27 protein-coding genes are annotated in these 26,739 nt (G+C 40.4%); 25 read left to right on the forward strand and 2 right to left on the reverse strand.

Annotated features, from left to right (window positions below; all coding sequences use genetic code 11):
* Positions 1 to 175: 175 nt before the first annotated feature.
* Together BLQ57_RS05875 and BLQ57_RS05880 are read left to right on the forward strand one after the other, a co-directional pair.
* Positions 176 to 370, forward strand: coding sequence for a hypothetical protein (locus BLQ57_RS05875; protein ID WP_087938404.1), 195 nt, complete (start codon positions 176 to 178; stop codon positions 368 to 370).
* Between the two features lie 612 nt (positions 371 to 982).
* A complete protein-coding gene (locus BLQ57_RS05880; RefSeq protein ID WP_087938405.1) occupies positions 983 to 1,735 on the forward strand; it encodes an SDR family NAD(P)-dependent oxidoreductase in 753 nt (250 codons plus the stop codon).
* A 3-nt stretch (positions 1,736 to 1,738) separates the two neighbouring features.
* Here the strand turns inward: BLQ57_RS05880 and BLQ57_RS05885 are convergent, their stop codons facing one another.
* Positions 1,739 to 2,473 (reverse strand): response regulator, encoded by a 735-nt coding sequence (locus BLQ57_RS05885; RefSeq protein WP_087938406.1) that lies wholly within the window; start codon positions 2,471 to 2,473, stop codon positions 1,739 to 1,741.
* A complete protein-coding gene (locus BLQ57_RS05890) occupies positions 2,470 to 4,413 on the reverse strand; it encodes a tetratricopeptide repeat-containing sensor histidine kinase (protein WP_240507754.1) in 1,944 nt (647 codons plus the stop codon). The genes BLQ57_RS05885 and BLQ57_RS05890 overlap by 4 nt, the downstream gene beginning before the upstream one ends.
* A gap of 180 nt (positions 4,414 to 4,593) precedes the next feature.
* Between BLQ57_RS05890 and BLQ57_RS05895 the strand changes: the two genes are divergently transcribed.
* From BLQ57_RS05895 to BLQ57_RS06005, 23 genes are all read left to right on the forward strand, one after another.
* A complete protein-coding gene (locus tag BLQ57_RS05895) occupies positions 4,594 to 5,352 on the forward strand; it encodes a hypothetical protein (protein WP_087938408.1) in 759 nt (252 codons plus the stop codon).
* Between the two features lie 50 nt (positions 5,353 to 5,402).
* On the forward strand, positions 5,403 to 5,612 hold the full coding sequence (locus BLQ57_RS05900; protein ID WP_087938409.1) for a hypothetical protein: 210 nt from the start codon (positions 5,403 to 5,405) through the stop codon (positions 5,610 to 5,612).
* An 18-nt stretch (positions 5,613 to 5,630) separates the two neighbouring features.
* Positions 5,631 to 6,173: a tetratricopeptide repeat protein gene (locus BLQ57_RS05905; RefSeq protein WP_087938410.1), complete on the forward strand. Its 543-nt coding sequence runs from the start codon at positions 5,631 to 5,633 to the stop codon at positions 6,171 to 6,173.
* Between the two features lie 688 nt (positions 6,174 to 6,861).
* A complete protein-coding gene (locus BLQ57_RS05910; RefSeq protein WP_087938411.1) occupies positions 6,862 to 8,808 on the forward strand; it encodes a tetratricopeptide repeat-containing sensor histidine kinase in 1,947 nt (648 codons plus the stop codon).
* 308 nt (positions 8,809 to 9,116) lie between these two features.
* Positions 9,117 to 9,521, forward strand: coding sequence for a YybH family protein (locus BLQ57_RS05915; protein ID WP_169712719.1), 405 nt, complete (start codon positions 9,117 to 9,119; stop codon positions 9,519 to 9,521).
* Between the two features lie 45 nt (positions 9,522 to 9,566).
* Positions 9,567 to 9,959, forward strand: a complete 393-nt coding sequence (locus tag BLQ57_RS05920; protein WP_087938413.1) for a RidA family protein — start codon at positions 9,567 to 9,569, stop codon at positions 9,957 to 9,959.
* Between the two features lie 18 nt (positions 9,960 to 9,977).
* Positions 9,978 to 10,397, forward strand: a complete 420-nt coding sequence (locus BLQ57_RS05925; RefSeq protein WP_087938414.1) for a nuclear transport factor 2 family protein — start codon at positions 9,978 to 9,980, stop codon at positions 10,395 to 10,397.
* 50 nt (positions 10,398 to 10,447) lie between these two features.
* Entirely contained in the window at positions 10,448 to 11,080 is a 633-nt protein-coding gene (locus tag BLQ57_RS05930; protein WP_087938415.1) for a DUF2306 domain-containing protein, read from the forward strand.
* A 98-nt stretch (positions 11,081 to 11,178) separates the two neighbouring features.
* Positions 11,179 to 12,048, forward strand: coding sequence for an SDR family oxidoreductase (locus BLQ57_RS05935; protein WP_087938416.1), 870 nt, complete (start codon positions 11,179 to 11,181; stop codon positions 12,046 to 12,048).
* Between the two features lie 63 nt (positions 12,049 to 12,111).
* Positions 12,112 to 12,777, forward strand: a complete 666-nt coding sequence (locus BLQ57_RS05940) for a DinB family protein (protein ID WP_087938417.1) — start codon at positions 12,112 to 12,114, stop codon at positions 12,775 to 12,777.
* 42 nt (positions 12,778 to 12,819) lie between these two features.
* Positions 12,820 to 13,305 (forward strand): ester cyclase, encoded by a 486-nt coding sequence (locus tag BLQ57_RS05945; protein WP_087938418.1) that lies wholly within the window; start codon positions 12,820 to 12,822, stop codon positions 13,303 to 13,305.
* Entirely contained in the window at positions 13,302 to 14,201 is a 900-nt protein-coding gene (locus tag BLQ57_RS05950) for an alpha/beta hydrolase (RefSeq protein ID WP_087938419.1), read from the forward strand. The genes BLQ57_RS05945 and BLQ57_RS05950 overlap by 4 nt, the downstream gene beginning before the upstream one ends.
* A gap of 65 nt (positions 14,202 to 14,266) precedes the next feature.
* Positions 14,267 to 15,577 carry an amidohydrolase gene (locus tag BLQ57_RS05955; protein WP_087938420.1) on the forward strand — a complete coding sequence of 437 codons (1,311 nt, stop codon included), beginning with the start codon at positions 14,267 to 14,269 and terminating at the stop codon, positions 15,575 to 15,577.
* Positions 15,578 to 15,630: 53 nt separating this feature from the next.
* Positions 15,631 to 16,140, forward strand: coding sequence for a hypothetical protein (locus tag BLQ57_RS05960; RefSeq protein ID WP_087938421.1), 510 nt, complete (start codon positions 15,631 to 15,633; stop codon positions 16,138 to 16,140).
* 139 nt (positions 16,141 to 16,279) lie between these two features.
* Positions 16,280 to 16,993 carry a hypothetical protein gene (locus BLQ57_RS05965; RefSeq protein WP_175444649.1) on the forward strand — a complete coding sequence of 238 codons (714 nt, stop codon included), beginning with the start codon at positions 16,280 to 16,282 and terminating at the stop codon, positions 16,991 to 16,993.
* Positions 16,986 to 17,726, forward strand: coding sequence for a DUF6090 family protein (locus BLQ57_RS05970; RefSeq protein WP_087938423.1), 741 nt, complete (start codon positions 16,986 to 16,988; stop codon positions 17,724 to 17,726). The genes BLQ57_RS05965 and BLQ57_RS05970 overlap by 8 nt, the downstream gene beginning before the upstream one ends.
* A gap of 142 nt (positions 17,727 to 17,868) precedes the next feature.
* A complete protein-coding gene (locus BLQ57_RS05975; protein ID WP_087938424.1) occupies positions 17,869 to 18,330 on the forward strand; it encodes a nuclear transport factor 2 family protein in 462 nt (153 codons plus the stop codon).
* Positions 18,331 to 18,448: 118 nt separating this feature from the next.
* Positions 18,449 to 18,949: an ester cyclase gene (locus tag BLQ57_RS05980; protein ID WP_087938425.1), complete on the forward strand. Its 501-nt coding sequence runs from the start codon at positions 18,449 to 18,451 to the stop codon at positions 18,947 to 18,949.
* Between the two features lie 35 nt (positions 18,950 to 18,984).
* Positions 18,985 to 20,625 (forward strand): serine hydrolase domain-containing protein, encoded by a 1,641-nt coding sequence (locus BLQ57_RS05985; protein WP_169712720.1) that lies wholly within the window; start codon positions 18,985 to 18,987, stop codon positions 20,623 to 20,625.
* Positions 20,626 to 20,935: 310 nt separating this feature from the next.
* Positions 20,936 to 22,270 (forward strand): YfcC family protein, encoded by a 1,335-nt coding sequence (locus BLQ57_RS05990; RefSeq protein ID WP_087938427.1) that lies wholly within the window; start codon positions 20,936 to 20,938, stop codon positions 22,268 to 22,270.
* Positions 22,271 to 22,356: 86 nt separating this feature from the next.
* On the forward strand, positions 22,357 to 23,523 hold the full coding sequence (locus BLQ57_RS05995; protein WP_087938428.1) for a DmpA family aminopeptidase: 1,167 nt from the start codon (positions 22,357 to 22,359) through the stop codon (positions 23,521 to 23,523).
* A gap of 9 nt (positions 23,524 to 23,532) precedes the next feature.
* A complete protein-coding gene (locus BLQ57_RS06000) occupies positions 23,533 to 24,447 on the forward strand; it encodes an amidohydrolase family protein (protein ID WP_087938429.1) in 915 nt (304 codons plus the stop codon).
* A gap of 394 nt (positions 24,448 to 24,841) precedes the next feature.
* The gene (locus BLQ57_RS06005; RefSeq protein WP_087938430.1) at positions 24,842 to 26,542 is read left to right on the forward strand and encodes a DUF1566 domain-containing protein; all 1,701 of its coding nucleotides are present in this window, start codon (positions 24,842 to 24,844) and stop codon (positions 26,540 to 26,542) included.
* Positions 26,543 to 26,739: the final 197 nt, after the last annotated feature.

Consider the following 26,739-nt stretch of genomic DNA (forward strand, 5'->3'; position numbering starts at 1 on the left):
ATATAAACCATCTATTTTTACTATAGAGACTTAATATTAAACCCATACTTTTATTAATTAACCTAGACTATTTATCAGAAAATAAAAAGCTTGTCCGAGACCGGAACTCGCATTTTCTTAGCAAATCCTCTCCAATATTCTTTTCTTTGATCATCAACAAACCAAAAAACTACCCATGGGACTATTCTGGAACCTGATCCAACAAAGCCAAATTTCCAATCAAAATTCACGAGCCTCCACCCTGGAAGCCCGAGTGGCCTACCTCGAAAGTGAACTCCGGAAAACGCAGGAATTGCTGATCAAAACGCTCAAGGTGCTCGAAGAAGAAAGCGGAAAAGACATCAATGGTGATGGGAAAATTGGTGGATGAATTGAATGTACTCTCTATTCTCTTGATAGGCTTTAATTACCTTCGACACGGTCTGGGCAATTGCAAAAAAAGCTTTTAAGGACCTTTGGAGATTCAGGAACCTCACCTCATATTTATACTGATTTGTGATTCACAGAGGTGGAAAATTGGGGGTTTGGCATGGTGGATTGGATTTTGTTATTCAACTAATTTAATCAATATCGGTCATGCCTGTCTGTCCGATCAGGCAAGCCTACGGCATTTTGCAAAACATTATATCGTCTCCTTTAATCCAGCCATTGATGGTTCGACTCCGCTCACCAACCATGGCTGCCTAGAAAATCGGGCATACCTGTCTGCCGAACGAGGCAGGCCTACGTCATTTTTCTAAATTGACTTATGCCACCCTGCAGCCTGGCTGCTCGCTAGATTTGTCCACTGGACAAATCTTTAACGCTCGCCCCTCCCGTAGGGACGAAACATAATATTACCAGAGGTTTTAACCTCTGGAATTTGGAATGACAATATGTTTTGGAAAAGTCCCATCGGGACGACCGATATCAATATATTTGAAATACATATATTCAACTTTATCTTCAAATAGTTGGTCCAACCCACCCATTCCTCCTCCCCATGAAACTCCAAAACAAAACCTACATCATCACCGGCGCTACAAGTGGCATGGGAAAAGCTATTGCCTTGACCTTTGCCAAAGAGGGAGCTAATCTAATTCTCAGCGGAAGAAATGAAGAAGCCGGAAAGCAACTGTGCAAGCAAGTCAGCGGCAAGGCTTATTTTCTCCCGGGAGATGTCAGTGAGTCCGATTATAATCAGGCCTTGGTGGATTTGGCGGTGGAGAAATTCGGTCAGTTGGACGGTCTCTCTACCAATGCAGGGATGCTAGGACTCGGGTCTGTCACTGAGTTGAGCTTGGAGCATTGGTCCCAAACGCTGGAGGTCAACTTGAGTTCGGTTTTCTATCTCCTCAGAGCCGCCCTTCCTGAGTTACAAAAAAGGCCACAAGCCGCGGTGGTGATTAACAGTTCTATTGCGGCTTTCAAATCCTTTCCCAATCATCCAGCGTACTGCGCTTCCAAAGCAGGACTGGTAGCTTTAGCCAAACAGGCTGCAGTGGATTACGCTCCCCAAGTTCGTATCAATTGCATTTGTCCCGGCCCGGTGGACACACCCTTTATTCATGCCTCTGCTGTAGCATTTCCCGATCCGGCCAAAGCGGTGGAAAATGCCGGAAAAAATACCCTCATCCAACGCTTGGGCGAGCCAGAGGATATCGCCAAACTTGCCCTCTTTTTGGCTTCAGACGATGCTTCTTGGATCACAGGGGCTGCCTATACCATAGATGGGGGGATTATGGCTAAAGGGTAAAACTCAAACCCTTCGAATACTCCGCATCAAATCATCTTTGTACATTTTACTGATGGGGATGACCTTTCTCATAATCTCCAAATGTGAATCAGCTACTGCATCGAGCTTTTTGATATTGACCACATAGGAGCGGTGAACGCGTAAAAAGTCCTTGCTCTCCATTTTTTGACAAAAAGAATTCAGCGGACTCACGATCAGGTAATTTTGCTCTGCAGTAATAATATTGCAGTAATTGCGCTCCGCTTCGATGTAGAGGATTTCGTCCAGCATCAGCTTGATCAGTTTGCCATTATTTCGGATAAAAATCCGGTCATCCAGACTTTCCACAAAGGAATCCGAAAGCTGTCCTTCCGGATTTTCCTCTCCTATTTTTTGAACCACCAGTTCGATGGTTCGCTCTAAATTCAGCTTATTGAATGGTTTAGAAATAAAGGCATAGGGTTTGGTTTCCTTGGCCTTTTGATAGGAAGCCTCATCCGAATTGGCGGTGAGGTAAATCAGGGGAATCTGATAGTCATGATAAATCTGCCTGCCTGCCTCGATCCCGTCGATCTTCCCTTTGAGGTGAATATCCATCAGAATGATATCGGGATGATTCTCCCGGACATGATTGATGGCATCTTCTCCCCTTGATTCGATTCCCGTAACCTCATAGCCCAGCTTACTGAGTTGTAGGGAAACATTTGCTGCAATGATCATATCATCCTCTACAATCAAAATTCTCGTCTTCACGCTCATGCTGCTTGATCGATTTTAAATTCGAAATATAATTCGGTTCCCCGCTGTGTACTCAAGGTCATTTTCCCATCCAATTGACGAGTGAGGAGTTCGACCAATTGTGAGCCAAAACCAGTTCCTTTCAATTGGGTAGTTGCACCCATTCCTACCCCGTCGTCTGCTATCCGAAGGTAGAGGTGTCTATTTTTCTCCTCTAAACTGATATGAATTTGTCCTTTCCTTTGATCTGGGAAGGCGTATTTCAGCGAATTGGTAATTAATTCATTCACAATCAAACCAATGGGAATGGCTCGATCGACATTGAGTTCCAAAGACTTCATATTGACCTCCAGTAAGATTCTATCCGATGCATCAAAGGAATCGATAATAAATCTACCCAAATTTTCGAAGTAATTTTTCATCTCAATGGCTGCCAGATTTTCGCCCTGATAGAGATTTTGATGGATCATCCCCATACTTTGCACCCTATTTTGACTCTCAATCATGATTTCTTGTAGTTCCTGATTTTCGATTTGAGCCGTCTGCAATGCCAAAAGACTGGAGATAGTCTCCAGGTTATTTTTCACCCGATGATGGATTTCTTTCAGCAAAAACTCCTTCTCCTGATTCTGTTTCTCCAAGAGTAAGCTATACTTTTTCCTTTTAACAAAAACCCGATAAAGGAAAAAGAGAAAAAACACCATGACGGCAGTAAAAACCAAGGTAAAAATCTGGATAACTTCTTGTCGCTTGAGCTTCTCAAGCTGTAGCGAAATGGTGCTTTCCTTCTGATTGACATCCATCTCGGTTTGCAAAAGCGCAATACGCTGATCGGCTTCCGCATTAAAAACCTGCTCATGAAGTTCATCGTATTTCTTAAAGGCCTGAAAAGAAGCCGAGATATTTCCTCCTCTCTCAAAGGCTTCACTCAAGTCCCGATAAATCAAGCCCAAATAGTACAAATCTCCAAAATCTTCTGTTGCCGTGCGTATACTTCGCTCTAGGTAAACTATTGCAGACTCAAAATTGCCCTCTTCATTTTTTAACCTACCGAGAGAATGAAGCGACCTGACCACCATAAATTCATTTTGAAGTAATTCGGCATATTTTAGGGCTTCTTTTCCAGAAGTTTCCGCATTCTCAAAATCACCTGTCTGTCGATAAAGCTCAGTCAAAGCAATATAAGTGTCACTCAGGTTATTATAAAATCCGTATTGTTTTCCTATCTCAGTGGATTGCTGGAAATAGGGCAAGGCTTGCTCGTATTCTCCGAGTTCGACCAGGTTATTTCCAGTCACATGAAGAGTAAAATCATAGTCTAGGTCCTTGATACCTCTCTCTTCAAAAAGAACCAAAGACTTTTGCCCAAACTCCACCCCTTTTTCATACTTTCCCTGCTTCCAATAGAGATTACTAATGTCCGAATAGGCCATAGCCATGGCTTTTTTGTCTCCGTATTTCTCTCCTAGCTTCAAGGTCTTTGTGGCAAATTCAAAGGCCTCTCCGAGTTCTCCTCTCCGCTCGTAGACATAGCCCAAATTGGTCAATAAGAGCCAAGTTTCGGATTCAGGTAGTTTCTGAAGCGCACTTCGTAAAACTAGCTCCGCTTCATCCAAGCGCTCCATTCTGAGCAGTATCGCTCCCTGAGAGACTTGCATTTTACCTTCCCAAAATTTATTATCCAATTGCTGAGCATCCCTCAACCCTTGATTGATCAGCTCCAGTGACTTATTGAGATTTCGAGTGTGATAATAATACCCTAGATCATTGATCACCCGAAGGCGGAGGCTGTCATTTTTCAGCGTTTTGACCGCTTGCTCCAAGACATCTAAGTACTCTTCTCCAAAGTCATCTGTCTGCTCAAAAACACCCAAATACTGAATCTCTCCCTCTCTAGAGACAATTTGAGCATAACTGTAAACCTGAAGCAATAAAAGTAGGGGGATAAAATACGTCTTCACGCATTTAATATAGTATAAAAAGTAATTGAAAATCAATTTTTTGCATTTTAAATATTCTTCAAAAAAAATATCCCCTACTCGGACAGAAAAAAAGGGCGCTCGTCCTGCATCATTTTTTCTTTTGACTTGGCTAATGAAAATTGAGTAGAAATAAATCTTTAACCCTAAGCTCATAAGCAAATGAAAGTATTACTTAGAAAATTTTTGGGGATTGTTCTTTTAGTTTCAATCAGCCCATTTGCCTTGGCGCAGGAAGCGCCCCTAGGTCCATTGACCTCATTCACTGAATTTACGATTAAGCCAGGTCAAAGCATGCAGTTTCGAGAAGGAATCAAAGCCTGGAAGGAATGCTACCTAAAAAATGGTGGAGAATGGACTTGGAGAATGTGGGAAAGACAGCAAGGAGAAGGTACTGTATTCGTATTAGCTAGCAGTATGCCCAACTGGGCTGAGATGGATAAAACCGATGAGAGTGGAAAAGACTGTCAACTCCTCGCCATTAATATGATCAATGCCCATGTGGAAAAAGCAATCAGCCATACGACACGCTTAATGCCTGAAATCAGTAACAACAATCCTTTTGACGGAAAAATTATTCGTGTGGGTTTCTACAGAACCAATATAGAAAATGGATATAAAATGATGGAAACGGTCAAAGAAGTAGAAGAAATCCGAAAGAATGCAGGCTTGTCAATAGATGGATATTGGTACAACTGGCTAACCGCAGATCCCGATAGCCCGAGTGCTCACTATGTAATCGGATATGAAAACTATGCTGAAATGGATATCCAAAGAGAAAGTGTATGGCAATCCGTAGAAAATGCAGCAGGAAAAGAAAAGAGAGATGAGCTACAATCAAAATTTAGGTCAACGCTTGAAAATAGCTGGAGCTATATCTACCGATTTGATGAAGAAATCAGCCATCTCGGGTCCAATTAGGACCAAGTAAATTTTCTTCCTCTATCAGTTTAAATCAAAAAAATAATCTCATGAAGAATATTTTAATACTTGTCTTATTTCTGTTTGGAAGCCAATCCATACATGCTCAAGAGTATTTTCTCCCCATTTCTACCGATTCGGAAACAGCAAAGCAGCACTACAAAGACGCCGTAAATTCTGCTCAAAATGCAGATATAGAGGGATATAACGAGTCCATCAAAAAAGCCGTAACGGACGATCCTGAATTCTTTATGGCCTAAGCACATTGGGCTCTAGGCATGGCGGGCTTGAATGAAAGTGAGGCCTTTAAAGAGGTCTCTGCAAAAGCATTAGCTGTCTCAGAAAGCAAATTGAACCCCGCCGAAAAATCGATTCGAAAAGGAATAGAGAATTTATTAAACAATCGAACAGCGGATCTGAATCCAGTCTTGGGCGAATTGAAACAAAACTATCCCGAAGTACCGCAGGTGTATGACTTAGGGTTATTCATTAACTATTGGATCAATCAAGATTATCAAGCAGCTGTAGAAAACGGAAAAATGCTGGTCAAATTAAGCCCAAAAAATGCTGGTGGATACAATATGCTGGGCTATGCTCTGATGGAAACCGGGGACATGAAAGCAGCCAAATCTGCCTTTGAAAACTATATCAAACTGGCTCCAGCCGAAGCCAATGCTTATGACAGTATGGGAGAATACTATATGAATGTCAAGGATTATAAAAACTCAGCAAAGCATTATGAAAAAGCTACCGAGCTAGGCATGGAAGCTTCCCGGGAAAGAGCTGAAGAAGCCAAGCGCTTAATGTCTGAAAACAAATAATCTTTTTTATGGAAAAAATAAGGCTAGGCTTCTCTGATTATGGTTTTGATCGAAGTCTAGCCTGTTTTTTACAATTATCTGGGTCTAGAAAATTTTAATTAGGTCCTCTGATCAAGTGATTTGAATCAGGAAAGAAACAGACTTTTTCAAGCTCAGACCGGAATTAGAAAGCCCTTGCGGCTCTTGTCATTCGGTGAAAACCGGAAACAGTATCAAAGTCTCTTGTCACACGAACTGCGACATTACAAATACTCATATAAATTAATCTCTTACCTATTTTTTTATCAAATCGCTGGGTTAAGGCAAAATTTAATTACTAAAACCCGGCTTTTTTAAACTCCTTTTTTATCGGCACTTTGGTGTTTCAGTCAAGCTTAGACCCCAAAATCGTACAATTTTAATTTTTAAATAAAAAATTTGATAAATTTCATTTATCTGATTATCAACTATTTAAAAGATAAATTTTAACCTAATTTTAAAAATTAAAACATTTTTAATACAAATTCCATTAAAATGGAGTCGATTTGAGAATTAATAATTCAATAAATTCGGCATCTTTAATAAAGGAAGAAATAGATAAATTTAAATCTTTAGGCATATACTCAGGTTTTGTTATCAATTTCTTTTGTATCGTAAAGCCCAAAATGAATTTTCCCTACGCAAGCAAGTATTTGACTTATCAACTCAAATGAGAACACCCTTATTTTTTTTACTCTTTATTTTATTTACCAATACCACAGCACAAGATTTATCCACTGAGCAAGTGGTTGCTTTGAGCAAAGCCTACCAAGAAAAGGGCTTGTATTTTAGGGAAATGCCGCATTTTAACCGGGATAGTACCGTATTTTATTTCGATAAGGCAGCCGAACTACTCCAAAATAGTGAGCCAATTCAATACAAGCTTTTGGCCAATTTATACCGTGACATCACCGATAGGTCCAATCGCTCTCATAATTTTATAGTAGTGGATTCACTTGCACCCATTGGCTGGTCCTATTATGAAAAAATCCCCGACAACGAAAAAGATAAAGTTTTGGGTTATGATCTGTTGATCAACTGGGCTTTGATAAAAATTATTAGAGGAGAACCAAAGCCCGGGCTGGAGCTTTTTGAAAAAGCCATGGATTTGCTTAAGGATGATCCCCGACCTGAAATCCAACTCAAAGTTTTAACTAATAAAGGCAGATTCTATTATCAATATGAGTTGCCCGAAGATCAAGAGATAGGGATTCAATATTTGAAAGAGAGTATGATGGGCTATCAGCAATCCGACTATCCGGATAAAAATGAGGCCCTTGCCATTGCCTACAAGCTATTGACGTATTATTTTGAGGATTCAAATCCAGATTCTACTGATTTTTACATGAATCAGTTTCGAATGCTTTTACCTGAACTCACCAATCCATTTCACCATACGTGGTACTATTATTCCAAGGGGAATCACTTGATAAATAGAGGGAGTTATGAAGAAGCGAAATCGTATCTGACTCAAACCATAAAACTATTGGAAGACTATGACCTGACTACGATTGACACCTATCAATTTGCACATTCTCGGATTGGGGACATTTACAAAGAAGAGGGCGGGTATGATGAAGCAATTGCCTATTATCAAAAAGCCAAGAATTCCTCCATTGAAATTAATACCGATGCAAACACAGCCTATTTTATTTGGAAATTATACGGTGTTTACGAGCAAATGGGTGACTACAAAAAGGCACTTGAACACTATATCGAATATTCTGAAGCCAATAATATTATTGAAGTAGAACGAAACGAAAGAAGCCTGCGCGAAAGTGAATTGCAGATGAATGTTCTCCAACAGGAACAAGAGCTGATCGCAAAGCAGCAAGCACAAACCATTTTTATAATTGCGCTTTTCCTGGGTACACTATTGCTCGGACTTGTGTATAGAAATTATAGGCTGAAACAAAAGAGCAATCAGAAATTAGAGCTGCTAAATGGAGAATTAGCCCATAAAAATGAATTGCTCGATAAGCGAAATGCAGAAAATGAATTGTTATTGAGAGAAATTCATCACCGGGTGAAAAATAACATGGAAGTCGTGTCAAGCTTATTGCAACTGCAGTCCTCACAGATAGATGATCCCTCGGTGCAAGAGGCAATGATTGAAAGCCAAAACAGAGTTCACTCCATGGGAATCATCCACCAAAAACTCTATCAGGGAGATCAATTGGCTTCGATTGAAATGCGTGATTATTTTATCAATTTGAGCGAAAATATTCTAGATTCTTTCAATGCCAATGGTAAAATCAAAGTGGAGTGTAATATGGCAAAATTAATTTTGGATGTAGACACTGCCGTTTCTATTGGACTGATTACCAATGAACTGTTGACAAACGCTCTGAAATATGCTTTTGAGGGAAAGGATTCAGGAACAATCAGAATCAGTTTAAGCCCTGTTTCAGCTGATGAAGTAAGAAACGGTAGCGATTTACAACTCCTAATCAGGGATGATGGCATTGGGAAAGCTCCTGATCAACCCTCCAAAGGAACCGGGTTTGGTACCCAACTTATAAATCTACTAACCAGGCAATTGGATGGTAAATTGACTTATGAAAACAATAATGGAACGGTAGTTTCTCTACTTTTTAAGAACACGGCAATAGCTTAACCTTACTACAAACTAGTACTTAGTACTTCAATCAGACTTCTTTTTCCAAAAAAGCAATTCCCCTATTTTTTAAAAAACCCTCGGGAAATTTCTTAAAGCATTCGGACATTTTATAAACCTGTTCGTCCATGGCGGCTTTCAGCGCAAAAAACCAAAAAGTAAATTAATACTTAATCGGTTCAAGGTCTTGATATTAACAGGTTTTAGCTAAGAAGAAAATGATCCCGAAAAACTATTCGTGCGTTGCTACAGCCCTCCTTTCGCTGTTCCTTATCCATCTGTCTTGTAGCCCACCTGCTCCTCAGATTGTGGCATCCAAGCCTGACATGGAAGCGGTCAAAAGAGAGATCCAAGCCATAGAAACTGCATTTGCGGCTGCTGACAATGCTCGGGATATCAATGCATTGCTTGCTTTCTACAGTGACGATGCAGTGGCCATGGGCCATGGAGAACCGATGGCCGTTGGTAAAGCGGCCATTCGAAAAAGGATGGTGGAAGGGTTTGCCAAAAATGTAACTGGAAGCACAGTTGAGTATCATGTAATAGAGGTTTTTGGTGATGAAAGCTTGATCACAGAGATAGGAAAATCAAAAACAAAAGATATCTCAGGAGCAGTCACCTCTACTGGAAAGTATATGGCTTTATGGGAAAAAAGAGACGGTAAATACCTCTGTATAAGGGACATCAGCAATAGTGATACAAAGGAAAACTAGGAATCAGGAAACTAAGGAGTTTTATAAAATTCAATTCATAAAAAAATGGAAAAACCAGAATATTTCAATTTAAGACCAGAAGTGGAAAAAGCCTATGGCTACTCTCATGCAGTCAAAATCGGGGACAGCATCAAAGTCTCCGGAGCTGTCAGCATGGATGATGAGGGAAACCCTACCGCCGTGGGTGACTTTCTACAGCAAATGAAAAACTGTTATTCCGATCTTGAAAAGGTGCTAAAGCATTACGGGTGTAGCTTCGATGATGTAATCGTGGAGAATGTATTCACCACTGATATGCCCGCATTTTTGGAACATGCTGCCTATCGAAATACCATTTACACACAGCAATTCCCTACGGGAACCTGGCTGGAAGTGAAAGGCTTGGCTTTGCCTGAACTCTTGATTGAAATCGAATTGGAAGTTCACTTTAAAAACTAAAAATTAAACACAAAAACCATGGAAGATATAATCAAACATTCAACCAAAAACAAAGCGGTAGTCGATGGGCTTTATCAAGCCTTCTCTACAGGAAACATCCCCGGAGTTCTCGGTGCCATGGATGCCAATATCCACTGGAATGAGGCGGAGGGAAATGCCTATGCCTCGGGAAATCCATATGTAGGACCTGAGGCGGTTTTAAATGGAGTTTTTGGCCCAATCATGGAGGATCATGAGTATTTCAATCTACAAGAAATAGAGCTTCATGAAATGCTCCATGATAAGGTCCTCGCCACCTTACGCTACGATGCGAAGACCAAAAAAGGGAAAGCCTACAATGCACAAGTTGCCCATTTTTGGACCTTGAGGGAGGGTAAAATCACAGGTTTTCAGCAGTACGTGGATACCAAGAAACTACACGATGCGATGAACGCATAAAGCGATTAGGTTTCCTTCGCTAGAGCCTAGACTTGACTTATTTTCAAATCATGAACAATCATACTTCTCTTGCTCCTATTCCCTTCAAAACCTGGGTTACTTGGTTGGGAATCGCTTTTCTGGTTCTTTTTGCCGGCAAATTCATCCTAAATGATGCCTTACCCTACTTTGGGATGCAAGAGTCTGTTTTTGGGAGATTTTGGTCTATGAAGTGGCCGCTGATCGGACATATTTCTGGAGGATTGTTAGCCTTGGTTTTGGGTCCGTTTCAGTTTTGGCCTGCCTTTCGGAATAAATACCTTCACATTCATCGAAAAATAGGCATGGCCTACATCAGTGGGATTCTGATCGCAGTGATCAGTTCAGTTGCCTTATCCTTGACTACAGGCTTGGCAATTCATTGGACCTGGAGTTTAGCCTTGATCGGATTGGCAGCCGCCTGGTTTGGCACTACGGGTATGGCCTTTCGCTTTATTCTCTTACGACGAATCCAACTCCACAAAGAGTGGATGATCCGAAGCTACGTAGTGACTTTTGCTTTTGTGCTTTTTCGATGGCTTACCAGTCAGGCTTTTTATAATGACTTGGGAACATTTATCGAGACGGGGCCTACTGCCATTTGGCTTTCTTGGGTGTTGCCTCTTTTTATCACCGAGATTGTGCTACAGTGGAATAAGCGATGAATGATCACACTGTAAAATATTAGTTGGCCCTTCAGCTTTTTAAAGTTTTAAAATTTAATACAATCATTAATCTCAACAGAACTATAATTCTATAAATCATGAAAAAAATACTCATCACCGGTTGCAGTACCGGGTTCGGATTTGAGGCAGCAAAATACCTCGCCGAAAAAGGGCATCATGTTTTCGCGTCCATGCGAAATGTCAGCACCTCAAACGCTGCGGCGGCAAAGGCTCTTCGGGATTTTGGAAAAGAAAACAACCTAAACTTGGAGGTAATCGAACTCGATGTTACTTCGGATAAAAGTGTCTCCAAGGCAACGAAAAACCTACCGACGGTAGATGTACTCATCAACAATGCCGGCAGAGGCTTTGGAGGTGCGATCGAGACCTTTAGCTTAGAAGAATGCCAAGCACAATTTGACCTGAATGTACTGGGTAATATTCGAATGATTAAAGCGGTGCTTCCTAACATGCGAGCTCAAAAATCCGGCTTAATCATTCAGTTGAGTTCGATCGCGGGCAGATTAGCTGTGCCAGGCTTTGGAATTTATTGTGCCAGCAAATGGGCAGTAGAAGCCATGAGTGAATCATTACGCTATGAAGTTGGCCCTTTAGGAATTGATGTGTCTATCGTCCAACCGGGACCTTTTTCCACCAAATTTCTTCCCAATGTCATCATCGGCAATGAAGATGAGGTAACTAACGCCTACCCTCACATCCAAGCGTTTAATGAAGGCTTTGTTGCTAATTCGGAAGCGGCCTTTGCAAACCGAGATGCACCCACTGACCCGATGATTGTGGTCAAAATCTTTGAAGACCTAATCGACGCCCCGGCTGGACAGCGACCTTTGCGGACGGAAGCAGGGTTGGATTTTGGTGTTAAAGCCATCAACGAGGCCTTGGAACCACACAGAAGCACTACTATGAACATGTTTCAAATCACCGATTGGGATGGCGCAAAAGGATAATTTGACCCTATTTAATTGTCTAAGCTTAATCGCAAGCAAACGTTTATAATCTTCTTAAATGATATGAAAAAAAATAACATCGCTACACGCAGAGATTTTATAAGATCCGCTGCGTTCATTTCCACAGGCACACTTGGTCTTTCTTTGATTCCAGGTGCAAGTGCTACTACATCCACTCGGGCAGATGAAAGAATGAACATCATCGGGCCTAGAGATGGATTTTCTCCCCAAATCGGAACCTTACTTTCTATGATGACCTGGATGCGACATGTGATTTTGATGCCTGTCCAAGGCATGAGTGTCGAACAGCTGGATTTTTTGGTGGATGAAAACTCCAATTCCATAGGCGCCATGCTGCTCCATCTAGCCGCCACGGAGCGGTTTTACCAGGTTCATACTTTTGAAAGAAAAGAATGGGGGGATTGGAGTGATAAGGACATTAGCCGCTTTGATATAGCGATGAACTTGGGAGAGGAGGCCAGAAAAACCATCAAAGGAAATAACTTGGACTTTTACCTCAGCACCTTGGAGGAAGTCCGGGAGACAACCATACAGGAATTTAAGAAAAGAGACGACAAATGGCTAATGTCAGTCGATGAAGAATGGCCTTGGGGACCTACCAATAACTACTGCAAGTGGTTCCATGTCTGCGAACATGAGTCCAACCACAACGGGCAGTTCAAATACATCAAGGCAAGACTTCCGGGCAGTAAACTCAGTAGAGGATAATCAGTTTGGAAATCAAATTCTATATCAAGTAAAAACACCAAAATGAAAAATTCTATCTTTTCAGTATTTATTCTTACTGCCTGTGTGTTTATAAACAGCTGCAATTCAAATAAAAAAGAAATTAATCTAGACGCTAACCGTAATGTTGTTAAAAAGTATCATGAAGTATGGACTAATGGACAAGTAACGGATTTGGATAAAATTTTGGCCCCCGATTTTGTCTGCCACTTTGTCAATGGAATTGAATGGAAAGGAATTGAAGGGGCGAAAAATTCGATTTCAAGTCATAGAAAATCATTTCCAGATTGGAAAGAAGAAATCGTCGATATGGTAAGTGAAGGAGATAAAGTGGTAACAAGGTATAAATCCACAGGCACCCATCAGGGAACATTCGAAGGTCTTGACTCTACCGGTATTAAAGTTACAATCTATGAAACCTCCATATACAGAATAGCAGATGGTAAAATAGCAGAGCAATGGGGATTTCCTGACGCATTAAGTTTGAATAATCAACTCACTAAACAATGAAAGTAACTGATCTCTACCTGATCCTCATTTTTTCAATATTTCTATCCTCCTGCTCCAAAAAGCTGACGAGCATTCAAAATAAATCGCCGGAACAACAAACCGCTGCTTACAAAGTTCTGAAAGACGTCTCCTATGGTTCGGATCCAGAGCAAGTGATGGATATTTATCTTTCCCAAAATGCAAAATCCTTTGGTAAACTAAATTATACAATTGTATTTCTACATGGAGGTGCTTATTTCCTAAGTGATAAAACGGAAGAGGAAATTTACATACAGCCCTACTTAAAAAAAGGATTGAATGTGGTGAATATGAATTACCGACTGAAAAGGGGAATTCCCCTTGCTACCAGCGATCTCAGCCATGCACTCAACTTTTTGAAAGAACAAAACAGCAAATACGATTTAGATCTACAAAACATCATTGTAACGGGCTTTTCGGCAGGGGCTCAAATTGCCACTAATGTGGGTTTAGCTCAAAATAATACCTCATTTCCCGACAAACTAACTGATGGTATAACCATTAAGGGTATTATAAATTTTTCAGGCCCGGTAGATGACTTGGACGTCATAGAAAAGATATTTATCGATTTTGATAATGAACTCTTTAGCAAGGCAGGAAATGCACTTTTCCCTTCTGAAGGCTATGCCAAAAAAGAGGAATTGGCGATCTATGAACCAATAAACTATTTGGACAAAGAGAACCCGGCTATTTTCTTATGGCATGGAGGAAAGGATAATCAAATCCCGCCTGAAACTTTTACAAATTTCGTCTCAAAACTGCGTGAAAAAGATTTTCTACTATACGTCCCTGAAGGAAAACACAGTCCAAGCCAAGAGGAAAGAGAGGCTGCCTACCAGAAAATTTTTAATTTTTTGGATGAGCTAAAAAATGATTAGCGAAATTGAACAAAGCCTTCATCTAAATAAAAGTGATGGAATTCAAAAAATAAAATCAGACGATAATGAAAAAAATTCTAGGGTTAGCATTTGCACTTTTCTTAAGTGGAATACAGTTAAACGCTCAGTCAAAAGAAGCCCAAATCCAGGCTTCCGTAAAGGAAATTGAACAAAAGGTAATCGACTGGCGCAGGGATATTCATCAAAACCCTGAGCTGGGGAATCGTGAAGTTCGGACGGCAGCCTTGGTTGCACGGCACTTGGAAACTCTGGGTATAGAGGTGACCACCAATGTGGCGGTAACAGGGGTGGTTGGAGTTTTGAAGGGAGGTCGCCCAGGTCCTGTGATAGCATTACGCGCCGATATGGACGCATTGCCTGTTCAAGAGATCAATGAGCTGCCATTTGCTTCCACGACCAAGGCCATGTATAACGGAGAAGAAACTTACGTGATGCATGCCTGCGGCCATGATTCTCACGTGGCAATCCTAATGGGTGTCGCTGAAATCTTGTCAGGAATGAAGGAAGAATTAAAAGGCACCGTGAAATTTATTTTCCAACCTGCTGAAGAAGGTGCACCCAAAGGAGAAGAAGGGGGTGCTGAGCTCATGGTGAAAGAAGGAGTGTTAAAAAACCCGGATGTGGATGTCATTTTTGGACTTCATTCCATTGCACAAATTGAAGTAGGAAAAATCGCCTATCGCCCGGGAGGCATGATGGCGGGAGTGAGCGACATGAAAATCACCATCAAAGGAAAATCTTCACATGGTGCTGAGCCTTGGTTTTCTGTTGACCCTATTGTTACCGCTGCCCAAATTGTTAATAATCTTCAAACCATCGTCAGCCGTAACCTGAATGTCACAGAAAATGCAGCGGTGGTCACCATCGGAGCAATCCAAGGAGGGAATCGGTCTAACATCATCCCCGGACAGGTAGAAATGCTGGGTACAGTAAGAACATTAAGTGATTCGGATGAAAAGTTGATCTATGAACGGATTCGCCAAATAGTGACTCATACGGCTGAATCGAATGGAGCCGAGGCCAAGCTGGAACTTCCTTTTTCATCCCGCTTCCCTGTGACATTTAATGACCTGGATCTTACAGCTAAGATGCTTCCTACCTTAGAAAAGTCTGCAGGCAAGTCCAATGTCATAGTGATCCCTGCAGATACTGGAGCGGAAGATTTTTCATTTTTCGCTAATGAAGTTCCGGGCTTCTACTTCTACATCGGAGGTATGCCAAAAGGTCAAGATCCCAAAACCTCTGGACCACATCATACCCCAGAGTTTTTTCTGGATGAAAGTGGCTTTATTACCGGAATCAATGCCATGGTCAATTTAGTCGTAGATTATATGGAACTGGAAGGGCAGCAATAAATAAAAAGGACACCTGACTGCTACCCATAAGTTTCATCTAAAATAGAATCCAGATGATAAAAAACATTATTCTTCCCTTTCTCTTGCTGACTTGCTCACTTGTTTTCGCTCAAAGTCCAAATGACCAATATGCTCAAGATGTTCAATCCATCGATGCCATCATCACTGCTTACTACGAGGTGGTTTCAGGGTCAAGTGAGGATCCCTGGCAATTTGATAGAGACCGCTACATCCATTCTCCAAACGCCGTAATTACCAGATTGAATGAAAATGGGAAAGCAGAATCGCATGCGCTTGAAGCAGAATATATTCCCCTAGCTCTATCTCCTAAAGAAGATTTTTATGAGATAGAGCTGAAAAGAACAGTGAGTCAATTTGGGCGTTTGGCCCAAGTCTGGAGTGCTTTCGAAATAAGAGATAATCCTGAAATCGAATCTGCCGTCCGTGGATTGAATAGCATACAGCTGCATTATGAAAATGGGAGGTGGTGGATAGACAGCTGGACTTGTGAAATGGAATCTGAAAGAAGCAAGATTGTCAATGAATTTATCGGTCAAAAATAAAATCAAATTTACTTACTATGGCTAAGTCCAAGTGCTTGTACACAACTACGATTTAATACCCATTACCATCATGACAAACCACTAACCCATGATAAAATTTTTTAGAAAAATTCGACAAAAACTTCTTCAGCAAAATCGTATGAGCCAGTATTTGGCCTATGCTGTGGGAGAAATCATCTTAGTGACTATTGGTATTTTGATTGCTTTACAAATCAATACTGCTAATCAACAGCGAATTGAAAAAAGGGAAAAGAGCAAACTACTCAACCTGCTCAAGGAAGAAATAAAAGAAAACCTTGAAGAGGCAACATTAAAGGAAAAGTCCTTTGAAAACAGTAGAAAAAAAAATCTAATTCTTCTTGAAATTTCTTCAGGAGCGGCTACTTCTGAGCCTATTGATTCTATAAGAAAATATGGCTATGAGGCTTTAGCGGTCGGCTCAGTAAACATTAAAAGCTCCCGCTTGAGCGCAAGCAAAGAGTCAGGGCAATTTAGTCTATTGAATGAGAAAGAAACCAAGATTCTTACAGATTACGAAACAACACTTAATAGTTATAAAGATGCTAGTAAAAGATCTTTTATATTTTTTACGGAGGATGGAAATGAATTGATGATTCGATTTGGCTTTTTTAAAAATGCAAACCCGATCCTTTTCAATGGAGAAAATTTTCCAGATCACAACCAATTAACCATATCCGATTCGGAGTTAATTCCTTATTTGAGGCAACCAGAGACCTATCGAAAACTCCACAAAAATTACTTGAGCCAAACCCTTGAAATTCTTTGGTTAAAAGAATTAACCCTTTATATCAACGAAGCGCTTGAATTATTTGAAAAGGAAACTTATGATTAGTCTATTTCGCAAAATCCGCCAAAAACTCCTTAAGCAAAACAAGATGGGAAGTGATCTCAAATACGCCATTGGCGAAATCTTCCTCGTTGTTATTGGGATTTTAATCGCATTGCAGATTAATAACTGGAATGAAAACAGAAAAACAGAAACCAAAAGGCAAATTTATTATCGTCAGCTTTTGGTAGATTTAAAAAATGATCAGGATTATTGTAAAAATAGAATTAGCGACTTCGAAGCTTTCTTGAAAAAATATGCAGATTATGAAAAAGAATTTCAAGAAGGGGCATTAAATCTAGAGAAAAGTTTAGAAAATATAAGTGAGCTTCAAATAGGAGGAATAAATTTATTCTTTAAAACGAATACAATCAAGACGCTAATTAGTACTGGCGATATCAGTTTATTTCCTCAAAACATCAATAATGGCCTAACCACTTATTTAGATGTTCAAAACGAATTGATAAGTGGAAATAATACAAATGCCACTACAATGGTCGACATGATTGGGCAAATCACAATGTTAGGAACTCCTTTTCTTCGCAAGAGATTTGATAGTCAAGCAGAACTATCTAAAGAATTGAATATTCAAGATAACATTCCTAAAATTTTTCTTCAACTTGAAGCCTATCATAGTTGGAAAGCGAACACAATAAAAACTTCGATAAAAAACCTGAATGACTTAATTATAAATGCTGATTCAACAATAACCATAATCAATAATGAACTCAAAAAGTAACGAAATAGCTACAATAACTATAAGTAATTGCCTAACTGCCACTAGACAGGCTTGAAGATTAACTGCTATCCTGATAGCTATCGGGACACGCAACTACGCCCAGCCCAAATCAGTTGTAAAACATAGGACAAAAACTTACTCCATGAGCATCTATAAAATTAAAGCAATGAAATCACTAAAAATTTCGATACTAATGTTATTAATTTCCTATAATATCGGATTCGCGCAAAAAGAAAGTACGGATATCCTAAAACAAGAAATTCTTAACGCCCAATCTTCAAGAATTTCGGCTATGATTGACGCTGATATTGAAAAATTAAGTGACTTTTTATCCGATGACCTGACTTATGCTCATACAACTGGTTGGACTGAAACAAAGACGGGATATCTTGAAACAATAGAATCTGGAAAAATCAATTATATTTCATTCATTCCAAAAGATGTTGAGATAAGAATATATGGAGAAACAGCAGTTTTGACTGGAAAGGTAGATGTTAATTTAGGACGAACTGACTTTACAATTAGATTTTTGGAAGTGCAATATAAAGTAGATGGGGTGTGGAAATTGACCGCTTGGCAATCTGTTTTAAATAAAGTTGATTAAAAAAAACTAGGTTTTTAACAATGGATACAAATAATTATCTGCCTGAAAGAGGCAGCCATTACTATTCTTAAACTTGACCGTTGATCTCAATTAAGATTATTGAACTAATTATTAACTTATGAAAAAAATAATTTACATATACCTAACCTGTTTTCTGTTAGTAGCCTGTAAAGTTCAAAATGTCAATAAAGACATAGAGAATATTGAACAAAACAATAAAATATTGCCAACTCTGGATATTTCTTCTGTGGATAAACTTTTCGATAAATGGGATAAGGCTTGGTCCGAGGGTCAATATGAGCTGATTCCATCGTGTGTAACAAATAATTATATTAGACATGATATAGAAGGAGATCGTATTATTTCAAGAGATGATTACTCAAAGGAAATAATGCAAATTAGAAATGCACTACCCGATATTCAATTTTTAATACATGATCGATCCATTGAAGCTGATCGGGTGTGGATTAGATATACTTTAAAATATTCTGATCCTAAAACAGGGAAAATGATTAATCAAAAAGGCATGCAAGTTTATAGAATTGAACAAAATAAACTTGCAGAAACATGGTTGGTTCTCCAAGAAGCAGGAACAGAATGGCCCGAGGTTACTAAATGATAGTTTACTATACCTTTAATTTAAATAATAAAAATATGTTAAAGATTTATATTGTCACTTTGCTTCTAATTTTGGCGATTACAAACAACGGCAATGCACAACTAAGCACAGAAAAAAAACAAAAAATAGATAGTTTGTTTTCGGACTGGAGTGTACTTAATCATCCAGGCGGTGCTGTAGCTATTATGATAGAGGACAGTTTGGTATTCTCGAAAGCGTACGGACTGGCAAGTCTGGAGTATTTAGTACCCAATTCAACCGAAACTATTTTTAATTTAGCTTCAGTTTCTAAGCAGTTTACTGCAATGGGTATTGTAAAACTTGAAGAACAAGGAAAACTTTCCATTGATGACGATATTAGGCTATACATCCCAGAATTCCCAGATTTTGGCAAAACCATCACAATTCGTCATCTATTACATCATACAAGTGGTTTAAGGAGCTTTCATTATCTTTTAGTATTGGCTGGTTGGAGAATTAATGATGAAAGGACGAACGAAGACTTATACCGTTTTATGCTTAAGCAAAAGGAACTCAATTTCAATCCAGGAGATGAATATATGTATAGTAATACAGGCTATATACTTATGGTTAATATTATTGAAGAAGTAACTGGCGAACCATTTGTATCATGGATGAAATCGAATGTTTTTGATGCCTTGGGTATGTATAATACTTATATTGAAACAACAAGTAATGCTGTTCACTTAAATACCGCTACATCTTATAGTGGTGATGAATCTTTTCAAAGGAACATAGAATACTGGAGCTATTATGGTTCGGCAAATATAAATTCCACCACTAGTGATTTGTTAGTTTGGCTTAGAAATTTTTATACCCCAACACAGGGTTGGGAATCAGAATTTGAACTTATGCAAACACTTGACCGATTAAATGATGGAGGTTACAATAATTACGCATTTGGGGTGGAGATCGATACCTATAAAGGAATTAAGCGTATACAGCATGGAGGTTCCACTGGGGGGTTTCGCACCTTCATAGGTACACTACCCTCGGAAAAAACCAGTATTGTTGTATTGTCTAACTTTTCAACCTCCAACCCTCCAGATAAATGGAAGAAGGTTGCAGACATTATTTTTTCTGAAAAAAATGAGCCTACTAAAGAAATAAATTTTAAACCTATAAACTTATCGGCTAATAAGTTAAACCAATATGTGGGTTACTATTGGGAGGACAAACAGAAACTAAATCGTAAAATAACCTTAAAAAACGACACACTCTGGTATGGTACCAGGCCCATGGCTCCTATTTCAGAGGATACATTCCTAATCGATCAGCAGACAGGCCTTAAAGTTAATTTTAATCTACAGGAAGGAAGTGTACAAATGATAGTCAGTGGTGAAGGTTCTTCGCCATACCAATTTGATAAGTATGAATACACTACAGTCACTAATGAAGAACTAAAGGAGTATGTAGGAACATATTATAGTTCTGAAATTGAAACAAGTTACACTATATACTTGAAAAATGGTTCATTGATATGCTACCATCCTCGACATGGCGAAATTAAAATGGAGAGAATAGCCCAAGATAAAATTACAGCAGAGTTACCTATAGTGTTTGCACAAATAATCAGATCTTCGGACGGAGAAGTCAATGGTCTTCGTGTTTCAAACGGTAGAGTCAGGAATATGTGGTTTGAAAAACAGGAGTAGATTTATATACTCAAACCACCCTTATCTAAGGCTATTAGTAAGATGCTTTTAATCCACCAAACCTAACTTTTAAGAACTTGAAAAGCCCGTAGGCCACATCTAAGTTCTTATGAAGCGCACTAAGGGTAGGTATTGAAAACTGAATAAATGATATTTCCCAGCCTCTATCCTACTCCTAAAAATCTATAATTTTCCGTCGGGCAGAAAACCATTTCCTTCGGACAGTAAATCAGGTGTTTCGTCCTTGATCGGTTTGATTTCAAATTAATGATCAGTTGATTAGAATATGTTTTTCGAGCATTTAAACTGAATGAATAAATTCCCTAACGCATTCGTCATCATACTTTCTGTAATACTTTTTGCATGGATACTCACTTTCATCATTCCAAAGGGAAACTACCAGCGGGAACTTGATACAGTAAATAATCGAACTACTGTGGTAGCCAATTCATATGAACAAATAGAAGCACCACATCTCTCAGCTTTCAATGCTCTCCTAGCAATCCCAAAGGGCATTGCCGGGAGAGCGGATTTAATTGTATTAGTTCTACTGCTCGGGGGATGTTTCTATTTGATCGAAAAGACAGGAGCACTCAATCAGGGTTTAAATCAACTCATCACACTACTGAAGGGAAAAGAGGTATTCGCCCTAACCATTATTCTGTTATTGTTCTTGACTGCTGGATTTACTATTGGATTACAAGAAGAAATCATAGCAATGACCCCTGTTTTACTATTGTTTGGAAGGACCCTTGGATACAATGCATCAACAATTGTAACGGCTAGCTATGGATCAGCTGTTGTAGGTGCTGCCTTTAGCCCATTTAATCCTTTTGGTGTGTTAATGGCACAAAAAGAAGCAGAGCTCGAATTGCTATCAGGCCTAGAGTACAGGTTAGTATTTCTGCTCATTGCTGTCATAGTTTGGACATTTTACATCCTTCGGATTGCTAGCAAAAATCGTATAGAAAAAGCTAAACTGGAATTGGATATTGAAGAATTAACGGCCAGAAATAAAATAATTTTGACATTACTTGCACTCACATTCGGTGGCGTTACCTATGGATTGATTGTACTTGGCTGGGGTTTTATTGAAATGTCTGCGTGCTTTTTTGGTTTAGGTTTAGTATGTGGAATTATTGCAGGTTTTGGTTTCAACAAGACTACCGAGATCTATGTTGAAGGATTTAAAGAAATGGTTTTTGCTTGTATAGTTATTGGCCTTGCTAATAGTATTTCAATTATAATGAGTGAGGGATTCATTGTTGATACTATTGTATTCGGACTTTTTTCTCCTTTAAAAAATGTACCACCTTCCATCTCTGGGGTTCTTATGACGGTTTCTCAAGCCATTCTTCATTTTCCGATACCCAGCTACTCGGGTCAGGCAATTCTGACAATGCCTATTTTAACACCACTAGCTGATTTGATTGGCCTTTCACGGCAAGTCTGTATTCTCGCTTATCAGTACGGTGCAATCATGATGGATATGATTGTGCCCACAAACGGTGCTTTAATGGCCGTATTAGCCCTTGCGGGAATTAAATACAATCATTGGATCAAATTTATTATTAAACCTGCCCTTTTAATTCTAGGGGTTGCAGCTATTGCAATTTTAATAGCAGTACAAATTGGATATGAATAACGCTGATGCCAGAAAAAGTGCAATTCGGACTGAAGTAATAAAATTGAGTATCTAGAATAGAGTTTTACCAAATTAAAGTAGCCAATATGAAAAAGACATTTTTAATCTCAATAATCTTACTCATTACTTTTCAAGTAATTGGCCAAAAAAATAGAGCCAGAGATTTAGGAATTCCTTTGGATGGAAAAACTGGACCTTACAATGCTATCACTGATGTCAAAGGCATTGAAGTCGGACATACCACCCTGATATCAGGAGAAGGTAAATTAGTAGTAGGAGAAGGTCCTGTCCGAACAGGGGTGACCACTATTTTTCCCAAAGGGAAGCAATACGATCCGGTTTTCGCAGGCTGGTATAGTCTCAATGGAAATGGGGAAATGACAGGAACCACCTGGGTCGAAGAATCGGGTTTTTTGGAGGGACCGATTGCCATTACCAACACCCACAGTGTAGGCATTGTAAGGGACGCAGTCGTGGAATGGCAGTTTAACAACAATCATTTTGACCCCTTACCCGATGAGCCTGACGTATTTTGGGCCTTGCCGGTAGTAGCCGAAACTTATGATGGGGATTTGAATGACATCAATGGCTTTCATGTCAAAAAAGAGCATGTTTATGCTGCTTTGGAAAATGCAAAATCCGGGCCTGTTGAAGAAGGTAATGTGGGCGGAGGCACTGGGATGATCTGTCATCAGTTCAAAGGAGGGATAGGTACCTCTTCCCGTGAATTAGTCATCAACAATACCACCTACACCCTAGGTGTGCTGGTGCAGGCAAATTATGGTACGCGGGAGAGCTTAACCATTGCCGGAGTGCCTGTAGGCAAAGAAATTTCCGATCGGCAGATTCTTTTGGATCCATTAAAACGCCAAGAAGAAAGAGGATCCATCATTGTGATCGTCGCGACTGATGCCCCGCTGCTTCCCCATCAATTAAAACGATTAGCCAGGCGAGTTCCGATTGGAATCAGCCGAGTAGGTGGATATGGAGGAAATGGCTCAGGTGATATTTTCATCGCCTTTTCTACTGCCAATTCTGGGGCTGCCGATCGAGAAAATAATCAACAGGTAGACATGATCCCCAATGATCAAATGTCTCCACTTTTCTTGGCAACTGCGCAAGCGACCGAAGAATCCATCCTGAATGCCATGGTAGCAGCAGAAACCATGGTGGGGAAAAATAATACGACGGTATACGAACTACCAGAAGACGAAGTCGTCGAGCTGTTAAAGAAGTATGGTAGAATCAAATAAAAACTCAAAATGAAAAAAATTTTAGCAATAGTTGGCTTTGTACTTCTACCCCTCATGGTATCCTTCGGCCAAACCAGAATCATCGATATGCACATTCACTCCTACACGGAGAGTGATTTTGGGGTACGTGAACCTTCCGCTACAGATCACTATGGAGTAAAGAGTTCAGCAAATGCTGAACAACATCGCTTAGAGACCTTTGCGGCATTTGAGCGATTTAATATTGTCAAGGCTGCTGTCAGTGGAAATCCCGAAAGTGTCCGTATCTGGAAGGAAAAAGATAAAGATAACCGTGTAATCAAGGGGATTTTGTCTATTTCCCCAGATGATTACGACATCGATATTGAGCGGTTTGAGCAAATGATCAAAGCAGGTGAAATCGAAATCTTTGGAGAATTGGGTCCCTACTACGGCGGTACCACGCTCAGCGATCCCATTTGGCAACCTTATCTCGAGATTTGTGAAAAATATGACATTCCGGTGGCTGTGCATACCGGAGGTGGAGACCCAGGAGGTACCTATTCCTGGTCCCCAAAAGCAAGACTGAAACTAGGTGATCCTTATTTGATAGAAGATGTTTTGGTTAAGTATCCCAAACTACGGGTGTATCTGATGCACGCTGGAGGAGAAGATTGGCCGGAACATGCCATTCGGTTGATGGCCTACTATCCCCAGCTATACACAGATATTGCTGTTTTGCTTTGGGTGGAGCCCAACACGCAGCGCTATGTCACGGATTTTCTCAAAAACATCAAGCATGCAGGCTACCTGGATCGAGTGATGTTTGGTTCTGATCAGATGATATGGCCTTACGCAATCGAGAAGTCTATCGATTTTTTGAACAGTTTGGATTTCCTGACAGAGGAGGATAAAGAAGGGATATTTTATGGAAATGCGGCGAGATTCTTGAAATTGGAAGATTAGTTTGGTTAATCGTATTCAACCACTTTGTGGTTGATGGGAGAAAAGATAATGATTCCTGAAGTACTTTCTCTCCGTGAGGGGAAGTTGTATGAATAGATAAGGATTCCTGAAAGGAATCAATTTGAATAGCCCCATATGAAATGTGGGGTTGAAGAGGATAAAAACATCTGGTATTCCCAACCACCACGTGGTTGAATTTGAAAACCTCTTTGATCAACCAACAATTCGAATTCCCTAATCCCCACCTTTCCCCGAAAAATAATCAGCATTGTTGGGAAACTGTTTCATGCCTTTGGTCCTACATCAGGTCGTCTCAAAATCTAAGTTTTTTAACTTCTAGGATAATTCTCCTACGTGGATTTTTAACTCATTTTCTTAACTCAATTCAAAAAACATGAAAAAGCTCATAGCACCATTCTTTGCTCTCCTATTCTTCGCCTCTTGCGGAATGGAGAACATGAACGACATCCTCCCTGATCAAGAACTGAGTTCTACGGATCTCCTCAGTGAAGGGGTTGGCACAGATATGTTAAACCCAAACATGCGGATAGCATCCAGTGACGATGATTGTATTACACCGGGAAGTTTGGATTTCTATCCTGTTACTGACGAGGCTACAAGAAGCTCGGGCAAAAACACCAAATCGGTCAGCTACTCCGCTTACAACACGGAAACCGATTTTGTGGTTGAAGTGACCTATGCCATAACCGCCGGAAAATCAAAAGCAAAGGCCACCATTTCGATTGCTATCGATGGCGATGAAGCGGAATACACTGAGGTAAACTCAGGCAGCACAGTCAGCCATACCGTGCCACTTGCTGAAGACTGGGGGGGAGGTGATCAGGTTGACTTTAGCGTGGTACAGGAGGGATTGGGCACGCCAATCACCTTTAGCGGAAGCTATGACCTAATACCTGTTTGTGCCGAAGTTGCATCTCCTCTGTTGGTGGAGAAGACTGCGGAAGCCACCTACGACCGGACTGTCAACTGGGAGCTTACCAAGACTGTCAACCCGAGCAGCCCCTCGGGGTCCCCTGGAGACGAGTTAACATACGACTGGACGGTGACGGCCACCAAGTCTGAAAACTTGGGGAACTATGCAGTAACAGGCATCATCACGGTGACAAACCCAAACAACTTTGACGTGCCCTTCACCCTTGCCGATGTCCTTAATGACGGAACCACTGCCGTGATCACCTGCCCGGCGACAGATGACAACACTGGTATAGTGCCCGCCGGAGGCTCTGTGACCTGCGCCTACTCCGCTGCTCCTGTTGATGGAAGCGCGACCCTTAATACGGCCACTGTAACATTAGATGTAGGTTCAGGCTTGACTACAGCCAATGCCACCGCTGACGTGAATTTCATCGAGAATCTCATCGGCGATGACGAGGTTACCTTGAGCGATCCACGTGTCGAGTACTCCCAGCTGATTTCGAGTACCACATCCGAGATCTTCCCAGAGACCTTTACCTGCCCGACGGACTGGAGCCTTTATGTAAACGAGGTCTACAATGAAACCTACGTGAATACAGCTTACTTAGACGGGGATAATACTGAATTGGAAGCCTCAGCCGAGGTGACCATCAATTGCGATCTAATAGGTGCTGCATACGAAGGTGGTATCATAGCGTATATTTTGCAGGAAGGTGACCCGGGGTATGTGGCAGGTGAATTCCACGGCCTAATAGCTGCTCCAGAAGACCAAAGTACAGGAATTCAATGGTACAACGGAATTTTTACTGCAACAGGGGCAACAGGCACAGCTTTGGGAACAGGGCAGGCAAATACAACTGCAATTGTTGATGCTCAAGGAGAAGGAAGCTACGCTGCACAACTCTGTAATGATTTAGTTTTAGATGGTTATGACGATTGGTATTTACCCAGCAAAGATGAGTTGAACTTAATGTACCAAAATATTGGACAAGGGAATGCCCTTGGATTAGGAAATGTTGGCGGTTTTGCTAGAGCCTTCTATTGTAGTTCCAGCGAGACCAATGTCGACCTTACTTGGGCCCAGGACTTCTTCTTGGGCCTTCAGTTCAACTTGGCTAAGGACGCCACTGGTAGAGTTCGTGCGATTCGGGCATTTTAACTATTAAAATATTACCGAGACTTGTGCTGAGCGCCCGCCTCCCTGAGGGCAGGAAGTTGATTAAGCGGTCGTATTTTGAAAAACTGGCAGGGAGTAAATCCTTGCCAGTTTTTTTTAAAACTAAAATTCTAAAGATAATTCAAAAGTGTAATTCATTTAAATTCAACCCCGCCAGGGTTGAAAGTATCAATCGTCTC

This window comes from Algoriphagus faecimaris, assembly GCF_900101705.1.
GTDB classification, from domain to species: domain Bacteria; phylum Bacteroidota; class Bacteroidia; order Cytophagales; family Cyclobacteriaceae; genus Algoriphagus; species Algoriphagus faecimaris.